Source organism: Shewanella sp. ENK2 (assembly GCF_043568515.1).
Lineage (GTDB): Bacteria > Pseudomonadota > Gammaproteobacteria > Enterobacterales > Shewanellaceae > Shewanella > Shewanella japonica.
Map to the genome: position 1 here is coordinate 2,733,032 of NZ_CP171406.1, position 19,065 is coordinate 2,752,096.

A 19,065-nucleotide genomic window follows, 5' to 3' on the forward strand; every position below is an offset into this window, starting at 1 on the left:
ACAACAATAACCGTGATAAAACGAGTTTTTGCTTTCGCAGATAGTGCGTAAAAGGATCCCAATGCCAAGCTTGATCAGAATCGTATTAATCAATACCCATTTACCGGGTGTCGTTGAATTGCAACTTGATGGACATACCAATATTTGTGGTACCAATGCATCAGGTAAAACGACATTACAACGACTGGTACCTGTATTCTATGGTGAGTACCCAAGTCGAGTCGTTCCGTCGACTAGGGATAGCTTTGAGCGTTGGTATTTGCCTCATGATTCAAGCTACATCATTTACGAATATCAAAAGAGCGATGGCAAGCTATACCAAGCGATTATGGCTTCTGCTGGTGATGGTAAAGGGGTTAATTACCGGTTTATTGCCAAAGGCTTTGAGTTAGATGATTACGTAAAATCACGTAATGGCGACACCATTATTTGTCATACCATGGCTGAACTTGGTCGTGAAATGAAGCGTGCCCAAGTGACTCACACTCATTTGCTAAATACCCGAGAGTATCGAGCCATTATTCAACATGATCGTAGCTTACTCACCACAGGCGGCAATAAAGGCGAGCTGCGCACTTATGGGCATCAATTCTCCTTATGTGATAGCGAATACTCACTACGTCATATTGAAAAACTCGCTAAAGCGGTGCATTCCAAAGAAGGAAAAATGGAAACCGTTAAGTCGATGGTGGCGGCGATTTTAGAAGAAGATGGCGTTAACCCGCCCACATCACGTTTAAACCCTCAGCGAGTTGAAAGTTGGATACGTGAAAGCCAGTTAGTGCAGGGGTTTGAGCAAATACGCCCAGAATTTGAAAAACTAGAGCAAGAGTTTAACCAATTACTCAGTGCTGAATTACGACTTGGCAGCCTTGCTAAAGGTTATCGCGGTGATGAAACGTTGGAAGCGCAAAGGCAAGAGCTGAGTCAAAATGAATCTAAAGATGCCAGTTTGCAACTGCGTTTACTCGATGAAGAGTGGAAAGAAGCAAGGGACGAAATAAGTCAAGAGTTATCATTTGCACAAGGTGATACTCGCAAGTATGAGGCTGAGCTTGATGTAATTGAGGATCAATATGAAGGTTTCTTAAATGCCAATATTGAACAAGCTAAAGCTGATTTAGACAGTTTAGATAATTGGCGTAGTGATTTAGAAAATCTAACAGAGCGTCATAAACTGCAAACTGAAAAGCATCAAGATATTGAAGCAGCTTACAGTAGTCGACGTAGCAAGATAGCAGAGCAGCTTCATCGTGAGCTTGAAACGCTCCACGAAGAGCAAGATGAACTGCGTGAAAACCGTGATGCTCAACGTGAGGCCGCTTCAGAAGATTTAGCTAATCTTGAAAATGTTTGGCGTGAAAAAACTGATGCGGGTAAAGCGACATTTGCGGAACAAGAATATCAACTTAAATTGACTCGTGGTGAACTTAGCCATCAAATTGACGGTGTGACGTACACTGAAGAAGAAAAAACCACGTTAGCCATTTTTGATGAGCGCATTAGCCGTGCAGATGAAGAACAAGAAATCTGTAATCAAAAGGTCGATCGCTTATCCATAGACGAACGTAAATTACGTGCTAAACGCGATCAAGTGAGTGAAGCGCTGCGGATTGCGAGTGTCAGAGTGAATGAACGTTTAGCTGATGTTGATGATGTTAAAGGGATATTATTCCCGCAGTCACACACGTTACTTGAGTTTTTACGTAAAGAGTCACCAGGTTGGGAGCAAAGCTTTGGTAAAGTGATAGCACCTGAGTTGCTTCATCGCACCGACTTACATCCTAATGTGGCAGGCAGTAGCGATGACGCGCTATTTGGTATTGGGCTTGATTTAAAGGCGATAGATGTCCCTGATTATGCTGCGTCCGAGCAAGATTTACGCTTACGGTTAACCAAAGCAGAAGAGGCTTTATCTCAAGCTGAAGAGCTAAAGGCTGAACATGAAGATCAGCTTGTTATGATTAATGATGAGTTAGATAACCTCAGCAAAGAACTGACTTTTGCACGAACGGCGTATAAAAATAGCCGTGAAGATGTCAGACGTTTATTTGATGAAAAACGTAGCACTCAGACTCAAATTAACCAAGCGTTAGCAGATAGAAAAGCCCATGCAGCCAAACGATTAGTGCAGCTTGATAATGAGCTCAAGCAGCAACATAACCAGCATCTAGAGTGGTTAGATGAGCAAAAAGGCCAAGCGCTTGAAGCTCGAATGGAAAAAAATGCTTATTGGCAAGATGTTGTCGGAGCATTAGACAATCAGCTCGCGCAAATCAAAACCAATATTGAAACCCGTCGCAGCAATGCTAAACAAGAGCAAAAAGCCTGTGATACTTGGTATAAAAATGAGCTTAAATCTCGTGGGGTTGATGAAGCTGCAATTGTGGCGCTTAAAGGGAAAATACGAGAACTAGAAGCGCAAATCAGCCATGCTGAAAAACGTCGCAGTGATGTATTGCGTTACGATCATTGGTATCAAAATGCCTGGCTTGTCAGCAAGCCAAAGTTGCAAACAGACTTATCTAAAGTAAAACAAGCCGTGCTTGAACTCGAGCAACAACTTGCGAATAAAACGGCTGAAGTTAAACAGCGCAAACAGCAGCTAGAGACGGTTAAAAAAGCCTCTGATGCAGCACAAGTTGACGCATCAGAGAACTTAACGAAATTGCGTGCAGTGATGCGTAAACTCGCTGAGCTTAAATTACCTAAAAGTAAAGAAGAAGCTGATGGCAGCATTGGTGAACGTTTAAGACAAGGTGAAGAGTTACTTTTACAACGTGACTATCTTCTAGGTTCAGTGAAGCAATATGTTGAACATTTTGATTCCGTTATTGCCAGTAAATCTGGTTCAAGCCTCGCTGAGTTTTGGGAGCGTGCTCGTGATGAGTCTAGCTTTACCAACGATAAAGGAATTCGATTACTGGATTACCGTAAGTTAGTGCCCCAACTTGAACAATTATTAAATGTGATGGTACCGCAATCACTTATGGCGATTCGTGAACAAGGACGAATTTTTGGTATCGACTTAACCGCTTACTACGATGTATTAGCTGATATCGATAGACGTATTGCTTCACAAAGTGCTCGCATTACCCGTGAAGTCGGTGAAGAGTTATTCCTTGATGGGGTATCTGAATCGGCAGTTAAGATTCGTTCTCGCATTAGTGAGTTAGAGTTCTGGCCTGAACTGGAAGTGTTTGTGAAAGCCTTTAAGCAATGGAAAGCAGATGGTTTCAGTCAATTACCTGATGAGCACTACACATCAAGCATGCGTCGTGCGCTAGATATTATTGGTCGTGCAGCGCTTTCTGGCGGTATTGCCAAGCTATTAGAAATTGAGCTGCGCTTAAAAGAAGGTAACAGCGATTTAGTTATACGTACTGATAGACAGCTCAATGAGTCTTCTAGTCACGGTATGGCGTATCTCATTCTGTGTAAGTTCCTGCTCGCATTTACTCGCTTATTACGTGGTAAAGCGGATGTCACGATTCATTGGCCTATTGATGAGCTGGGTACTTTGCATCATACCAATGTGAAAAAAATCTTTGATGCCTGTGTGAATAACAATATTAGCGTATTAGGGGCTTTCCCGAATCCTGAGTCTGAAGTACTTAATCTGTTTGCTAACCGATACATCATTAATAAACAAACCCGCAAATTGCAGGTGGTGAAACCGAAAAGCAATCCACTGGCTGAGCGATTAAGTCAGCGTGCCAATAATAAGGAGGCGATCTAATGTCTGAATCAATGCAATCACCTTTGTCTTCTAAAAGCGTAGCGCCTTCAGAAACCACCTTGGTCGGAACCGGAATGCTTATCGAGCAATTATTGCGTGGTGAGTTTATCTGTCGCACCACAAATGAAGATGGTTGGCGTGCTTTAAAAAGCCCGCATACCTTTGAGAAAATTGAACAGTATTTAAATCAAATTAATCGTACGATTTCTTCGGCAGCTGAAGGAGATGTCTTTTTTTGTGGTTATCAGCAGTTAGGCGAGCAAGAAAAGAAAGTGATTTCTAGCCAATTTAAGGATATTTGCTCAGCGCTGGTGCCATTAGTTGAGTGGCTGGTTTTAGTTCAAGAAAGCAGTGGTCAAGATGCTCCTTTAAGTGAAGGTGCACCGATCCGTTTGACTGAGCTTCAAGCACGTATTGAAGACACCCCAGCTTTTATGGAGCAATTGGCTAAGCTAAGTCATTATCGATTGTTTGGCTCCACCAGTCACAATGTTGATAATCAAATCAAGCTGGTATTTAAGCGTTTAGTTGAACTAGGTTATTTAGTTAAACCCAACAGTGAAAAGCAAATTTACATTGCCACAGGTAAGCTTGATTATTTATACGAAGTGATCCGCTTTATTGATGAAACAGAAGGATTAAGCCTTGAAGCTCAAGCTGAAACTGCGACACAAAGGGATTTAGTATGAGTAATAATTTACATCAAGCAGGGGTTAAGCTGCTCAAGCAGTTAAGCCGTCATGCTGATGTGGTTATGGATGCCTATTTAGCGGGTTCTGTCAGTGAAACAACGCATGACGTTGCTGTGATAGAAAAGCTAAAAAAGAGTGGTATTTTATGGCGACCAGAACCCGATGAGGCCCTACGTCTTAAGCGTTCAGTGAGAGCATTACTGGAAGAAGCGTTGAGCGATGAGCGCAATCGTCAGATTGATGCCAATGTTGGCTCAGCGTTTAGTACGATTAAAACGTTAGCCGATCATTATAAAGAAGCACGGCATAATATTGATTATAGTGCTGCAGAGGCTTACTTAGCCGATTTAAGTGAACATGTTTATAGCTTCACCGATAGCCTAAGATATTCTATTAGGGTGTTGTGGAGCCGCATTAATAACGAGTTCGGTTATGTTGGCAGTATTAGTGCAAAAATTCGTGAGAATGAACTTGCACAAAGCCAAGTGTCTGAGTTGCTTAATGGATTGGAAATGTTCCAGTTCAGTGAATTGAGTGACATTGCTGGTGATATTCGAGAGTTAAGACGACTGCTTGTCACTAACTTGCAAGAAACACTGAGCCAATGCACTCAAGAAATTAGCGCTGTTCAAGGGCGATTACTTGAATTGCTAGGTCGGTTTAGACAAATTCAGGGTCGTACTCGTCTGCTTAAAGGCTTTTTGTTACATACTGATCTGCATCCAGATTACCAGCCTGAAAACCACGTTGGTCATAAGCACGTGCCAAACTTATTCAATTGCGCCGACGCAATGATTAAGCCTGCCAGTGTTGACGTTAATAACAGTCAGCACGAACTTGTGTTATTAGATGTGGTATCTAAAGTGAAAGCCATTAGTCGTGACTTATTGCCAACAAAAGTACGTGAACACAATGTGGCAACGACCATGAGTGATGTAGAAGATTTCGACATCCCTGATAACCCGCTTAAACTGGCTGTGGATCAATACTTTTGTGAAGTCATCGATTCAGGTCTGCGACAGTCAGCGCTAGAGTATCTTCATGCCAATAAGCTCGAATGGGAAGCTGAAAACTGGTTATATCAGGTGATTGGCGGTTATGAAGGTTTACCAGATGAGCATAAGGTTTACTTTGAACTTGAACCGATTGGTGAGCCTGACCCAATCTATAACGGTAACTTTATGATCCATGATGTAGAGCTGTGGCTGGCCTAATCCCGTTATCGGCTCGTTTGATAACATGTTTTTGTATTTAGCGTATGCCTATCGAATGTGTTAGATAGCCTAGAAAGCGTTCATTGAATTAAAGCAGTTGACTAACCTCAACTGCTTTTTTGTTTTCATGTATTTCCAATGAGAAATGTAACTGGAGTCTACCTGGTTGTTACAACTTAACCCCTTTTCGTTTTCTTTGTGTTAACTCATATTTCGATTTGATTTAGCAACATATATTACTTATGTGATGCACTATGGGGTGAAGTCGAAATATTAACCCGTATACTAGTGACTTTAACTTTTCAGTCTTTTAAACACGATATGTTTAGCTGTTAAAGGGATGTGTTTTGGTGAGCAAAACTGGCTTTGACTCTTAAATGATTAATTTTTTAGTGTAAGGCTTTTAAAATCAGCTGGTTAATTATAGTTGTAAATCTGCCGTTTCAATGGGAGTAACAACTTATTGATCTCTAACATTGAAATGTATTGCAACTTGTTTCAGTATCGTGGTCGCTAAAATAATTAAAACAATTTTATTGTCGTTTTTAGGTGTTTGCTTCTGAAGTCGGCTTGAACTAGGAATACAACAATCATGGTTAAATCATTATCAACTCGAATTTTTATCGGGTTATTCTTAGGGGTATTTCTCGGAAGTATCGTCCAATTTGCGCTAAATGATGTAGCGTTCTTTTCTGGGACATTAGTCGACATTGCATCGGGCATCGGAAAGATGTTCGTCAATATGATCATGATGCTTGTTGTGCCTTTGGTGTTTGTGAGTATTGTTTGCGGTGTCTGTGAACTGCAAGATTTAAAAAGCTTTGGCAGGCTTGGTGGTAAAACATTTGGTTTTTATATCATCAATACCCTAGTGGCTATCACGGCAGCATTTGCCGTTGCTATGCTCTTAGAGCCTGGTAAAGGGATCGACATGACAAGCAATGTCGATGTGGCCATTACAGCGACTGAATTACCCAACTTAATGACGCTTATCGTGAATATCGTGCCGAATAACCCGTTCTCGGCATTTACTTCGGGCAATATGCTTCAGGTTATCTTTATGGCGCTGCTACTTGGCGGCGTGATTAAATCATTAGGTGAAGTTGCCAAAGGTGCTGTAAAAGGCTTTCAAACTGCAAATATTATTATGATGCGTTTGATTTCTGTTGTGATGAATTTGGCTCCTATTGGTGTGTTTGCGTTGATGTTCAAGTTAGGGGCAACGTTAGAGCCAGAAATTTTCTTCAGTGTTGTGCAGTATTTATTACTCATTTTAGGGCTATTGTTGCTGTGGATTTTTGTGGTTTACCCATTCGCAGTCAGCTTCTTCACGCAAGTGACTGCCAAGCAGTTTCGTGAGAAAACCCGCGAGCAAATCTTATTCTCGTTATCAACCGCAAGCTCAAATGCCACGATTCCGGTTACTATGCGAACCTTGACTGATAAGCTTGGTGTTAATCGTGCCGTTGCTGGTTTTGGCGTGCCGCTTGGTGCAACGATGAATATGGGCGGCGTATCGATTTATATTACTATCGCGATTTTCTTTGTGGCGAATGCCTTTGGCATGCCAATCAGTGGCGAGCAAATCCCAGCATTATTGTTCAGTGTGTTTTTACTGTCAGTGGGCGCTGGTGGTGTTCCAGGTGGCGGGATGGTCATGATTGGTGTGCTTATCCATCAGATGGGCTTACCTGTTGAAGCCTTTGCGATTGTGGCAGCGCTTGACCGTATCATTGATATGGTACTGACTTCATGTAACGTAGTGGGTGATACCGCGGTATTAACTATCGTTGATCAAACTGAGAAGCCGCATCAATTAGAAGCTGAAAAAGCTTAATGCGATGAGTCGATTCACTATTAAATGAATTAGTTCTTTTAATAAGCTAGATAAGGGTCTGCATTTGCAGGCCTTTTTTGTATATGCTGATAAGGTAAATCAGTATCACTGACCAAAAGGGAGCGTTAAGTGAGATTAGCAATTGGAATATTATTAATACCATTGATGTTATTGATGGGCTGTCAGTCAACAGAGCACCACGTTGAAGCGTTACCGCAATATACTTTTATCGAACACGATAATGATCTGCAAAGAGTTGAGTTAGCTCAGTTAAAGGCTTTAGAGCAAGGAAAGTTATTGTTAGTCGTGATGGGAGCACAGTGGTGTCATGACAGCAGAGGTCTGGCGGGTAACTTTTCAGACCAAACAATGCAGCCTATTTTAATCTCACGTTTTGAAACCGTATTCGTCGATGTGGCATATTTTGACGATATGCATAGCTTACCGCAAAAGTATGGTTATCCCGCTTACTTTGGCACACCAACTGTAATGGTTATTGAACCGAAAACGGGGCAGTTGCTTAATGAGGCAGGTTTATCAAAATGGCAAAGCGCTGACAGTGTTCCGTTAGATGAATATATCGATTTTTTCTCAACCATCGGCACTCAGCCTGTTGAATCATTACCAACATCACCGCAACTAGATGAGTTCATTGATGCTAATGTGGCCCACTTAAAGCAAGGTTTTGATTATCTACGTCCAATATGGGCTGCGGTGAGAAACGGTAACGCTGGCGATTCAAAAGAGCTTCAAGCGGTTGCGACAGAAGTGTGGCAATACAGAACGCAGTTGCAAAAAGATATTATAACAATGAAGCAAGAGCTGGCAGCTAACCCGCAAACAGCGCTGGCTTTTCCTGAATATGGTAAATTCAGTTGGGAATAGGGAATCGTTGAGTCAACGTATAAGTTTGAGTCGATGGCTTAATAAAAAAACCGCCAATTGGCGGTTTTTTTATAAAGTGTGCACGATTATGCAATATCTGGTTCGTTACTATAATCAAGTCCATGATAGCTTAAGCAAGCATCGACTTCGTTTGCACTACCTAAGATGACCGCTACACGCTGATGAATCGCTTCTGGTTCAATGTCTAAGATATCGCCATAGCCAGTAGATGCCTTACCACCGGCCTGTTCTACTAATAGTGCCATAGGGTTTGCTTCGTACATTAAACGCAGCTTGTATGGCTTCTCTGGGTTCTTATTGTCAGTTGGGTACATGAAGATACCGCCACGACATAATACGCGATGAACATCGCCCACCATCGCAGCAATCCAGCGCATGTTAAATGACTTTTCTCGAGGACCAATGTTACCCAGCAATAATTCACTGATGTAAGTTTGCATTGGTGCTTCCCAAAAGCGCTGGTTTGACATATTGATGGCAAACTCTGCAGTGTCTTTACTGATGTTAACCGCTTCATCAGTAAGTAAAAACTCATTGGTATCAGGATTTAGGGTGTATAATTGAGTACCTTGGCCAGTGGTTAATGCCATCATGGTTGATGGTCCATAAAGCACGTAACCTGCAGCAAGTTGCTGACGACCATTTTGTAAAAAGCTGGCTTCTGTTAATTCGCCATCTTGTGCTGGCAAGATTGAAAAAATAGTGCCAACTAGCGAATTGATATCAATGTTTGATGAACCATCTAAGGGATCAAAACACACAAGGAATTCGCCTTGTTTATTGACTTCAACGACATAATCTTCTTCTTCTGATGCGAGTCCACGCACGTTTCCTTCGGCTTTTAACGCATCTTTAAGCATGTCATTAGTGATAACGTCGAGCTTTTTCTGAGTTTCACCTTGAACATTTTCTTGCTCTGTTGCGCCCAAGACGCCAGCAAGTGCGCCGTGGCGAACCGCTTGGCTGATGTCTTTCGAACAGTCAGCTAAGCGTAAAATGAGTTGTGAAAGTGAATCGGGTACTGCTTGTTTTGTAAGGGTTTGTGTCAAAGTTTGCATGCTTGTTCCTAAGACAGTAGAGGTTAAGGTCGGTAACCAGTGGTTAATGTTTTAATTTATTGGCAACGATAATACCTCAGATTGACGCACAATACAGCGTGAAAAAGTTGAGCAAGTTAGGACGGGATACCGATTTGTTATAAACTCAGGCAAAATGACGAATTCTAGTAGGCATTAGGTTAAATAAATAATTCAAATAATGAAATTTGCCTCGGTTTACAGCAAGGAATAACAATGACAAATAAATGGAAAGCGACATGGTCAGCTGTGTCGGTAATGTCGTTAGCATTGGCTGGCGCACTGGTTTCTTCACAAGCAATAGCGGCGACGAAAATGACAGGAAATTCTACCCCACTCACCATCGAACGTATTCATGCATCGCCTGCCTTAGCAGGAGCAAGCCCAAGAGGGTTAAAGCTGTCACCTGATGGCAGTCGAGTAACCTACCTTGCGAGCCGTGAGGATAACCAATATTTGTTTGATTTATGGCAGATGGATATTAAGACATCTAAACGCAGCATATTGCTTAATGCTGATGATTTAGCGTCAGGCGAATTATCGGATGAAGAAAAGGCTCGCCGCGAACGCCAACGTATTTATGGTCAAGGGATCATGGAGTACTTTTGGGCAGAAAACAGTCAATCTTTGCTTATTCCTGCTGCGGGTAAGCTTTATTACTTCACTTTAGCAGACAATAAAACGGTAGAACTGGATACGGGTGAAGGCTTTGTTACTGACGCAAGATTATCGCCAAAAGGAAACTTTGTTTCGTTTGTACGTGAGCAGAATATTTTTGTCCTAGCCCTAGAAACGTCAAAACTCATCCAACTGACTTTTGATGGCAAAGGGCCGATAAAAAATGGTATGGCTGAATTTGTCGCCCAAGAAGAAATGGGGCGCATGACAGGTTACTGGTGGTCACCAGATGAAACTTCCATTGCCTTTACTCGCATTGATGAGTCAGGCGTTGAGCTGGTTACTCGTAATGAGATTTATGCTGATGGAATTAAACTCACCGAGCAGCGTTACCCATATGCGGGAAAAACCAACGTTGAAATAGAGTTAGGCGTTATTACGCTTGCCAAAGAAGGAAAAGAGCAACAAGTTTCATGGATTGACTTAGGCAAAGAAAAAGACATTTACCTGCCAAGAGTGAAATGGTTACCAGATAGTAAGCATCTGTCATTCCAATGGCAGAGTCGCGACCAACAATCACTAGACTTACGGATTGCTGATTTAAGCAGTAACAACAAGACGAAAACCATTGTTGCTGAACGAAGTGAAGCTTGGGTAAATCTTAATGACGATTTACAGTTTTTAAAACAACAAAAGTCTTTCATTTGGGCATCAGAACGTGATGGTTTTAACCACCTTTACTTATTCGATTTAAGCGGCAAAGTGCTGCAACAATTAACCCAAGGCGACTGGGTGGTGGATGCGCTTGAACTGGTAGATGAAAAAGCAGGTTGGGTTTACTTCTCTGGTCGAAAAGATAGCGTGGTTGAGCGTCATTTATACCGAGTGCCATTAGCTGGTGGTAAAATTGAGAAGTTATCATCTCGTAGTGGCATGCATTCAGCAGTGTTTGCAGATAATAAGCCTGTGTACTTAGATTATTTTAGTAGCTTAAGTCAGCCACCACAGGTGAGTTTACATGATGAAACGGGTGAACAATTAGCTTGGGTTGAACAAAACGAAGTCACTAAAAGCCATCCTCTATATGACTTTGCTGGTTTGTGGCAAATGCCTGAGTTTGGCGAGCTTAAAGCTGAAGATGGCCAAGCATTACAGTATCGCTTATTTAAGCCTGTACCATTTGATGACAGTAAAAAGCATCCGGTAGTGGTACGTGTTTATGGTGGTCCACATGCGCAATTAGTCGTTAATAGCTGGAGTGAGGCGGATTACTTTACTCAGTATTTACTTCAACAAGGCTTTGCAGTATTTCAGCTTGATAATCGTGGCTCTGCCCATCGCGGCACAAAATTTGAGTATGTAATTTATCAAAATATGGGCGATGCGGAAGTTGAGGATCAAAAAGTCGGGGTTGATTACCTGAGAAGCTTACCGTTTGTTGATGGTGATAATATTGGTATTTATGGCCATAGTTATGGCGGGTACATGGCGCTTATGGCGCAGTTTAAAGCGCCTGATTATTTTAAAGCGGCAATCTCTGGGGCTCCGGTAACGGATTGGCGTTTATATGATACCCATTACACAGAACGTTACATGGGTCACCCAGAAAAAAATAAAAAAGGGTATGATGCAGCGAGCGTTTTACCATATGTGAAAAATTATCAATCAGGTTTGATGATGTATCACGGCATGGCCGATGACAATGTATTGTTTGAAAACAGTACGCGTGTTTATAAGGCATTGCAGGACGAAGGTAAATTATTTCAGATGATGGATTATCCAGGTTCGAAACATTCAATGCGTGGTGAGAAAGTGAGAAATCACCTATACAAATCATTGGCTGCTTTCTTGGAAAATGAGTTGAAGTAAATGGCTGTAGTGGTACTCATTGCCCTCAATTTGATTGTGGGGGCATTGTGCGTAAAGAATTTGATAGAGTTGCTCAACAATAATCGTCGCCATTAAAGGGGGTTAGGTTTAAGGATAAGCAAGTAAGTGCGTAATGCACTTTGGCGAGATGTCATATGCTGATGATTGTAGAAACGTGACCGATAAAAAGTTATAAAAAAAGCCAAGTCATTGACTTGGCTTTTTTGTATCACTATTAGTGATTAGTCTTCTAAGTTACCGCAAAAACGATAGCCTTCACCGTGGATAGTCGCGATGATTTCTGGCGTATCAGGTAAGCTTTCGAAGTGCTTACGAATACGACGGATAGTAACGTCAACAGTACGGTCATGTGGCTTAAGCTCACGGCCAGTCATTTTCATTAACAGGTCTGCACGAGTTAAGATTTTTCCTGGGTTTTCAACAAAGTGAAGCATTGCACGGAATTCACTACGTGGTAGCTTGTAAGACTCACCTTGTGGGCTAACTAGAGAACGACTGTTGATTTCTAAGCTCCAACCATTGAAACGGTAGAATTCAACTGAACCTTTCTCTTCTACTTCTGCGCCAGTGCTATTAACACGAGTTAATAAGTTACGAGCACGGATAGTTAATTCGCGTGGGTTAAATGGCTTAGTGATGTAGTCATCAGCGCCAATTTCTAAACCAAGAATTTTGTCAACTTCGTTATCACGACCAGTCAAGAAAATAAGACCGATGTTGTTGATTTCACGAAGTTCACGAGCTAACAATAAACCGTTTTTACCAGGAAGATTGATATCCATAACAACAAGATTAATCTTATTATCCTGCATGGCTGTGTGCATTTCTGCGCCATCGTTTGCTTCAGTTACTACATACCCTTCTGCTTCAAAAATACTGCGCAGAGTATTACGGGTTACAGCTTCATCTTCAACAATAAGAATGTGTGGGTTTTGCATGTTATTTACCTAAATTAAAAACAATTCGATTCTAGTCATGTTGCACTAGGGCGGTGGCACTGCTTATTTATGAAAGTGCCGATAATTTTTCAATTTCACGATAGGTGTTTATCTATGTCTGCCCTGAACAAAACACGCTTCATGACTAACTACATTATATACATTCAGCTTAATACATCATTAAAGTGACATACGTGACATAAATGTGATCATAAAAAATCAATACTTAGATTGTATGCTGAGTATTAATTGACTCACAATCAGTCGAAAGATCTATTAAAACAATGATTCATAAAACTATGAGATTAGATTGCTCGTTAAAGTTCCTTGGCAAACTAATTATTGTTCTATATTTATATCATCTAAAATGTAGAACAAAATGTACAAGCTTGAAAATTTAGTAGCAATTAAACTAATGAAGTATGTAACTGCTTGTATCACTGTTAATAGTTATGTAGCAAAATCTAGCTAGTGATGATTATTGTACTCGTTTTAGGCATTTGTTAACAAATGAAATGTTAACAAATTTACTCTCTAGAATTGTTACAAAATTGGTTTTTTAGGTAAGATGCTGATTTAAAAGGTTAATATAATTATGGTTCTTGTGACTTGTATCACATGGGCTGTCACTGTAATAAAGGGTTTGCTACTGTAAACTGGGTTCAACAGAGAAAATGAAATAATGGAAAATGCAATTGAGTGCCTTTGGCACAAATATCAAGGGACACAATTCTTACTAACGCAGAGACTTGCGAATGATATTCCTTTTGCAATCGTCACTGCTCATAACCCGTTAGGGAGTATCTTAACTCCTTGTCAAAACCGTTTGCTCGACCGCCAATTACAAACCAAAATCGAACAATATAAGCGTCCATATCGCTCACTTATTGGAGCCGCTCCCGATTTATCTCATATGGAAAAAAGCTGGGCTATCTTTATTGAAAAAGAACAAGCTTTGGAGCTTGGACGCGAGTTTAAACAGCATGCAATCTATTATGTCAATCAAGGCCGTTTGTCATTAGTTGCTTGTGGCGATGCACCTGATAAAGAAGTGATGATAGGCGATTTTATGACTCGCACTCAGGTGGTCAATGAGTTGCCTGATCTTCATGAGTAATTTATTGATTGATAAAGCAGTTCGGTCACGCTGATACTGCTAGTCACCTATTATATCAACGCATTAGGGCTGCTGATAAACCCACTTTATATAGGCAAGGTTATTTATAATAGCGCTGTATTGATTTGAACCATAAATGGCTTATGGAAGGCCGACCTATCTAAAAGTGCCTTTATTCAGAGTTTGAAACTAAAACTTCCCTTATGGTCTATTTAATATAGCTAAGTACTGTATTGTTAGCATTTTACGTTAAAGTTAATGCTTGCTTTCATATCTTTAGTATCTGTAAATAAAGCTATTTTTATCCAAACTATTTAAATATCTAAGCTGATGTGATGACAGCGAGTATGAATGTCGTATATTCAGTATTCAGTTATTTAGTAATTTTATTACATTCCATAATTGACTTAGGTGGTTATTTATTGGTATTTTTCAATTTCTTCCTGAGGGAAGAAACAGAAGAGGAGCGTTAGCTAGGTAGTAAGTGTGAGGAAAACCAATTCCTAAAACCACTTATGAGGGAGATTAGCGCCGAGGTATGTCAAATGGTTGGTTTCATTTCATATCGGTCGATTAGGCTGAATCCTAACGATTGTCACCTATTCATTGGTGGAGAGCTTCTGGTGAAGATTGCTGTTTCCCTTCTTATAAGGGTGCGTTATCACTGCACCAGGCTCTTCGAACGAAGTAAGTTCGGAGTGTAATCATGTTTTTTAATCTAAGTAGTCAATTCGTATTTGTATGTCAGCCTTCAAGCGTGGAGGTGTCAGTATGAGCTTAGTTGTAGCTAAATTCGGTGGAACCTCTGTGGCAGATTACGCTGCAATGAACCGCTGCGCCGATATTATCTTAGCGAACAGACATACTCGAGTCGTTGTTGTTAGTGCATCCAGCGGCGTAACTAATTTATTGGTGGAGCTTACGCAAGCTAATGTGAATGACAAGCGTCGTTTAGCATTACTGACGCAAATTGGCCAAATTCAATATGACATTGTTGATCAGCTCGATCGTCCTCAAGATGTTGCCGCAGGTATTGATAAGTTACTTAGCCGTATGTCAGTGCTTAGTGATGCGCTTGTATTAGATCGCAGTAAAGCAATCATTGATGAACTACTTTCAATGGGAGAGCAATGTTCTTCATTGCTATTTTCTGCTGTTATTCGTGAAAAGGGCACTCCTTCAAGTGCATTTGATGTCAGACAAGTATTACGTACAGACAGCCATTTTGGCCGCGCAGAGCCGCAAATAGAGCAAATAGCATCGTTAGGTGCTGAGCATTTAGCACCACTATTAGCCAATGAAGTTATTGTTACGCAAGGTTTCATTGGCGCTGATGACCAAGGGCGCACCACCACTCTTGGCCGTGGTGGTAGTGATTATTCAGCAGCACTGTTGGCAGAGGGCTTAAAAGCTGATGCGGTAGAAATCTGGACCGATGTAGCAGGTATTTATACAACCGATCCTCGTCTTGCTCCCAATGCTAGACCAATCCCTGAAATCAGTTTTAATGAAGCCGCTGAAATGGCAACATTTGGTGCTAAAGTATTGCACCCTGCGACGATTCTTCCTGCCGTTCGTCAGCAAATTCAAGTGTTTGTTGGTTCAAGTAAAGCGCCAGAGCAAGGCGGTACTTGGATTCGACATCAAGTAGAAAACGCTCCCGTTTACCGTGCTGTTGCATTAAGACGTGATCAAACCCTGCTTAATTTGCATAGCCTGCAAATGTTGCATGCACAAGGCTTCCTTGCTGAAACATTTGCGACATTAGCCAAGCACAAAATCTCAGTTGATCTGATTACTACTTCAGAAGTGAATGTTTCATTAACGCTCGATAAAACAGGATCAGACTCTAGCGGTCAGGGGCTATTGAGTGAATCATTACTGCAGGAGTTATCACAGCATTGTCGAGTTCGTGTTGAAGATAAATTGGCGTTAGTGGCTATTATTGGTAATAAAATTGCCTCAACAGCAGGGATTTGTAGCCGTGTTTTCTCAGTATTAGAAAAGCACAATGTGCGAATGATTTGTCAAGGCGCAAGCCCGCATAACTTATGTGTATTAGTAGCAGAGTCTGAAGCGGCAGATGTGGTCAATTCATTGCACCAAAATTTATTTGAATAATAGGAAGTGTTCACCAAGTAACAATGCTTGGAACATATGAGGCTAAAGAATATATGACAGAAGCGAATCGCACCTCCAACGCTCACGTATCTACAGTTCAATTAGGTGAATTGGCTACTGGCCAAGCGCTAACAGCTCCTATTTATACGTTTAAAGGAAGTGATAGTGCTGCACCATCTGTCTATATTCAAGCCAATGTTCATGGCGCAGAAGTGCAAGGTAACGCGGTAATTCATCAGTTGATGACGCTATTGGAAGGCCATCAAATCTTAGGTGATATACATTGTGTTCCTTTAGCTAACCCATTGGGGATTAATCAAAAAAGTGGTGAGTTTACTCTTGGGCGATTTGATCCTATTACGGGAGTGAACTGGAATAGAGAATATTTTGAACATGCCGCAATAGTGGCAGACATTCCTAATTGGTATCAAGCAAACAAGGCTTTATCAAATAATGAGTTGTTCGCCGCATTTCGAGTGTTATTAGCACAAAGCTGTCAGCAACGTTTAAATAACTCTTGGGGAATTAGCACGGGGCATCAACTCGCGGTGACACTGCAATCGATGGCGCATCAAGCGGATATTGTATTGGATTTACATACCGGCCCTAAGTCTGCAAAACATCTATATTGCCCAGAGTATGATGTCGCATCTGCGGCTTATTTCTCAATTCCTTATTCATTGGTTATTCCTAATGAGTTTGGCGGTGCTATGGATGAGGCTGCATTTTACCCGTGGTGGCAGCTCCAACGCTTTTGTGCGCGTAAAGGGAGACATTTTGACGTCCCCGTAGCGGCGTTTACGCTTGAATTGGCGAGTCAAGAGCGTGTCGATATGGCTGATGCAGAACTCGATGCGATGGGGATTTTGGCGTACTTAAGTCATAGAGGTGTGATCGCAGAAACAGTGCAACCTGCAGCAATGAAGCGTTGGGGATGTGATTTAGCTAACTATAAAAAATTCCATGCACCAAAAGCTGGATTAGTTGAGTATTGCGCAGAGGTAGGACAACCTTTGAAAGCTGGTGAGCCGTTAGTGACCCTTTTACGACTTGATCAATACGGAACAGAGAATGCCATGACGACAATCAGTTTACCTTGTGATTGCGTTCCTGTACTGCATTTTGCCTCAGCTTCTGTGCATCAAGGGACAGAGCTTTATAAGGTAATGACTAAGGTTTTTGAGATCAGTTAATGGTGAGTCGCTGGCATTCGCAACGATATTGCAAACTGCCAGCGATAGCATATTGAAGTATTAACTCTTTAAAATTTCAAGCGGCATAGCCAGCATCTCGTCGCCTGAAGCTGCAAAATACCAAATAATAGCGATAAGTAGACCAACCGTTAAAAAGTACCAAACCGTTGAGAAAATTTGCCCATACCTATCTAAGGGCAACAGGTGACTTTGGTGTCGAGTTTTCCACTCAAATACAATCTCTAAACTACCAATTAGCAACAAGAACCCTAATAAAGCCAGCCCCAAGCTATAACTGATAAACACGCCTATTGCCGCTCCAGCGATACAGGCTATTAACCCTACCATGCTGTTCATAGAAAACGTGATGCTTTTAAGAATATGGCCGCCATCTAAGGGTAAAATTGGCAGTAGATTAAACAGATTTAGTAAGGCGTTAAAACTGGCTAAACCTGCAAAAAAGATATTGCCGGTGATCCAATAAGCGACCATGCAGGCTATTGACATCAAGAGGCCAAATGTTGGCCCCATGATAGAGATGACGACATTTTGCCATCGAGTATTTATTCGCTCATCGCTGACAGCTAAACCGCCCATGAATGGGATAAGGTAAATCCCTTTGGTTTTCATACCAAAGTGCTTCATGGCTTTAATATGGCCATATTCGTGAACAACCAGACAGGCAATTAATGCTAGTGCAAATTCAATTGAGAATAGCCATGAATAGGCCGCGACACTTGCCGCAGCGAGCATAGCTTTGACAACTTTGGCACTTTTTAATAGCTTAAACCCAAGTGAGGCTAAGCCAATCATACTGAATTTTTGCGTTTTAACAGGAGCAACTTCAGGCACTTGTTGTTCAATATCTTTAGTATTTCTCTGCCCTTGAGCTACTGTGTCATTATCAACCAAAATCGTGTAGTTAATGATAAAAGGCTGCCACTGGACATCAGCCTCTACTCTTACTTTTACAATGGTTTTACTGGTTTCAGTAATAATGTCATCAGTCGTTGCTCCTGCCATTGAAGCGGGGCGCGATAATTCGAATTCGTGCACATTGAAAGCCTGGTTATCTGCTGATGCCGATTTTTGAGAGACTAATTGATTATCCCAATAAAGTTGTTGCCAACCGGCCATAGAGCCTTCTAATCGCAGACGTTTGCCAAGGCATTCTAAATTCAGCAGTTCCATATTTTTTGCTGTTCCATTGTTGTGTGATGAATCATGATGAGTGAAGTAGCGATGGTGAAATTGCTAGGCATTTTGCCCGATAGGTTGCAGTGACTCAAGCTAAATAGATTCAAGATATGCCACGGTGTCGATACCTTGCTTGATATCCGTAAACACCAGTTTGCCACTGCAGCAATGACCATTAAGGGTTGCATGTGTTCGTACGTATTGAATAAAGATCACTAAATCTATGGGGTGCAGGCTTGCTCTAAGTTGTGGTAATTCCGCTGTTGGGTGATTAGCCTGATGTTGTTGAGGGTGAGCTTGCGCCTCGATAACAATATCGAATGTAGAGCCCTCGCTATCTAATAACCTATCGTTACTACCTATGAGGTGCAGTTGTAAACAACAATACTCTAGCCAGTCAATCTGATTAGCGAGGTAAATGAGCTCTTCACTTGCTTGCTGTTTTATAATTGCTGGCCAACAAATCGCTAGCATCGAATTCTTCTCTTATGGTCAATAAATTCAGTCAACTTGTTAACTGTTTCCTA

Annotated in this window: 13 protein-coding genes and 1 riboswitch; of the genes, 9 read left to right on the forward strand and 4 right to left on the reverse strand. The window is 41.4% G+C overall.

Translation table 11 applies throughout. The features are described 5' to 3' along the window. The first annotated feature begins 61 nt into the window (after nt 1-61). From ACGEDC_RS11995 to ACGEDC_RS12015, 5 genes are all read left to right on the forward strand, one after another. Complete coding sequence (locus ACGEDC_RS11995) at nt 62-3,739, forward strand: ATP-binding protein (protein ID WP_394493440.1); 3,678 nt, start codon at nt 62-64, stop codon at nt 3,737-3,739. After that, nucleotides 3,739-4,428 (forward strand): hypothetical protein, encoded by a 690-nt coding sequence (locus ACGEDC_RS12000; RefSeq protein ID WP_225442170.1) that lies wholly within the window; start codon nt 3,739-3,741, stop codon nt 4,426-4,428. The genes ACGEDC_RS11995 and ACGEDC_RS12000 overlap by 1 nt, the downstream gene beginning before the upstream one ends. Further along, nucleotides 4,425-5,645 carry a hypothetical protein gene (locus ACGEDC_RS12005; protein ID WP_055022670.1) on the forward strand — a complete coding sequence of 407 codons (1,221 nt, stop codon included), beginning with the start codon at nt 4,425-4,427 and terminating at the stop codon, nt 5,643-5,645. The genes ACGEDC_RS12000 and ACGEDC_RS12005 overlap by 4 nt, the downstream gene beginning before the upstream one ends. A 592-nt stretch (nt 5,646-6,237) precedes the next feature. Further along, nucleotides 6,238-7,482 (forward strand): dicarboxylate/amino acid:cation symporter, encoded by a 1,245-nt coding sequence (locus tag ACGEDC_RS12010; RefSeq protein WP_394493443.1) that lies wholly within the window; start codon nt 6,238-6,240, stop codon nt 7,480-7,482. A 129-nt stretch (nt 7,483-7,611) separates the two neighbouring features. Continuing rightward, nucleotides 7,612-8,367 carry a thioredoxin family protein gene (locus ACGEDC_RS12015; RefSeq protein WP_394493445.1) on the forward strand — a complete coding sequence of 252 codons (756 nt, stop codon included), beginning with the start codon at nt 7,612-7,614 and terminating at the stop codon, nt 8,365-8,367. Between the two features lie 86 nt (nt 8,368-8,453). Here the strand turns inward: ACGEDC_RS12015 and ACGEDC_RS12020 are convergent, their stop codons facing one another. Continuing rightward, the gene (locus tag ACGEDC_RS12020) at nt 8,454-9,446 is read right to left on the reverse strand and encodes a class 1 fructose-bisphosphatase (RefSeq protein ID WP_394493447.1); all 993 of its coding nucleotides are present in this window, start codon (nt 9,444-9,446) and stop codon (nt 8,454-8,456) included. A gap of 234 nt (nt 9,447-9,680) precedes the next feature. On the opposite strand from ACGEDC_RS12020, the gene ACGEDC_RS12025 reads away from it, so the two are divergent. Then, complete coding sequence (locus tag ACGEDC_RS12025; protein WP_394493449.1) at nt 9,681-11,951, forward strand: S9 family peptidase; 2,271 nt, start codon at nt 9,681-9,683, stop codon at nt 11,949-11,951. A gap of 242 nt (nt 11,952-12,193) precedes the next feature. On the opposite strand, the gene arcA is transcribed toward ACGEDC_RS12025, so the two are convergent. Beyond that, entirely contained in the window at nt 12,194-12,910 is a 717-nt protein-coding gene (gene arcA, locus ACGEDC_RS12030; protein ID WP_055022666.1) for a two-component system response regulator ArcA, read from the reverse strand. Nucleotides 12,911-13,592: 682 nt separating this feature from the next. Between arcA and ACGEDC_RS12035 the strand changes: the two genes are divergently transcribed. The 3 genes from ACGEDC_RS12035 to ACGEDC_RS12045 all read left to right on the forward strand — a co-directional run bounded on the left by ACGEDC_RS12035 (nt 13,593) and on the right by ACGEDC_RS12045 (nt 17,341). Further along, nucleotides 13,593-14,027, forward strand: coding sequence for a DUF3293 domain-containing protein (locus ACGEDC_RS12035; protein WP_055022665.1), 435 nt, complete (start codon nt 13,593-13,595; stop codon nt 14,025-14,027). Between the two features lie 451 nt (nt 14,028-14,478). Next, nucleotides 14,479-14,655, forward strand: a riboswitch (Lysine riboswitch). Nucleotides 14,656-14,798: 143 nt separating this feature from the next. Then, nucleotides 14,799-16,148, forward strand: a complete 1,350-nt coding sequence (gene lysC / locus ACGEDC_RS12040; protein ID WP_055022664.1) for a lysine-sensitive aspartokinase 3 — start codon at nt 14,799-14,801, stop codon at nt 16,146-16,148. Nucleotides 16,149-16,201: 53 nt separating this feature from the next. Next, nucleotides 16,202-17,341: a succinylglutamate desuccinylase/aspartoacylase family protein gene (locus tag ACGEDC_RS12045; protein WP_394493452.1), complete on the forward strand. Its 1,140-nt coding sequence runs from the start codon at nt 16,202-16,204 to the stop codon at nt 17,339-17,341. A gap of 60 nt (nt 17,342-17,401) precedes the next feature. On the opposite strand, the gene ACGEDC_RS12050 is transcribed toward ACGEDC_RS12045, so the two are convergent. Both ACGEDC_RS12050 and ACGEDC_RS12055 read right to left on the reverse strand, forming a co-directional pair. Beyond that, nucleotides 17,402-18,532, reverse strand: a complete 1,131-nt coding sequence (locus ACGEDC_RS12050; protein ID WP_394493454.1) for a site-2 protease family protein — start codon at nt 18,530-18,532, stop codon at nt 17,402-17,404. 99 nt (nt 18,533-18,631) lie between these two features. After that, nucleotides 18,632-19,012 (reverse strand): DUF4144 family protein, encoded by a 381-nt coding sequence (locus ACGEDC_RS12055; RefSeq protein ID WP_394493456.1) that lies wholly within the window; start codon nt 19,010-19,012, stop codon nt 18,632-18,634. Nucleotides 19,013-19,065: the final 53 nt, after the last annotated feature.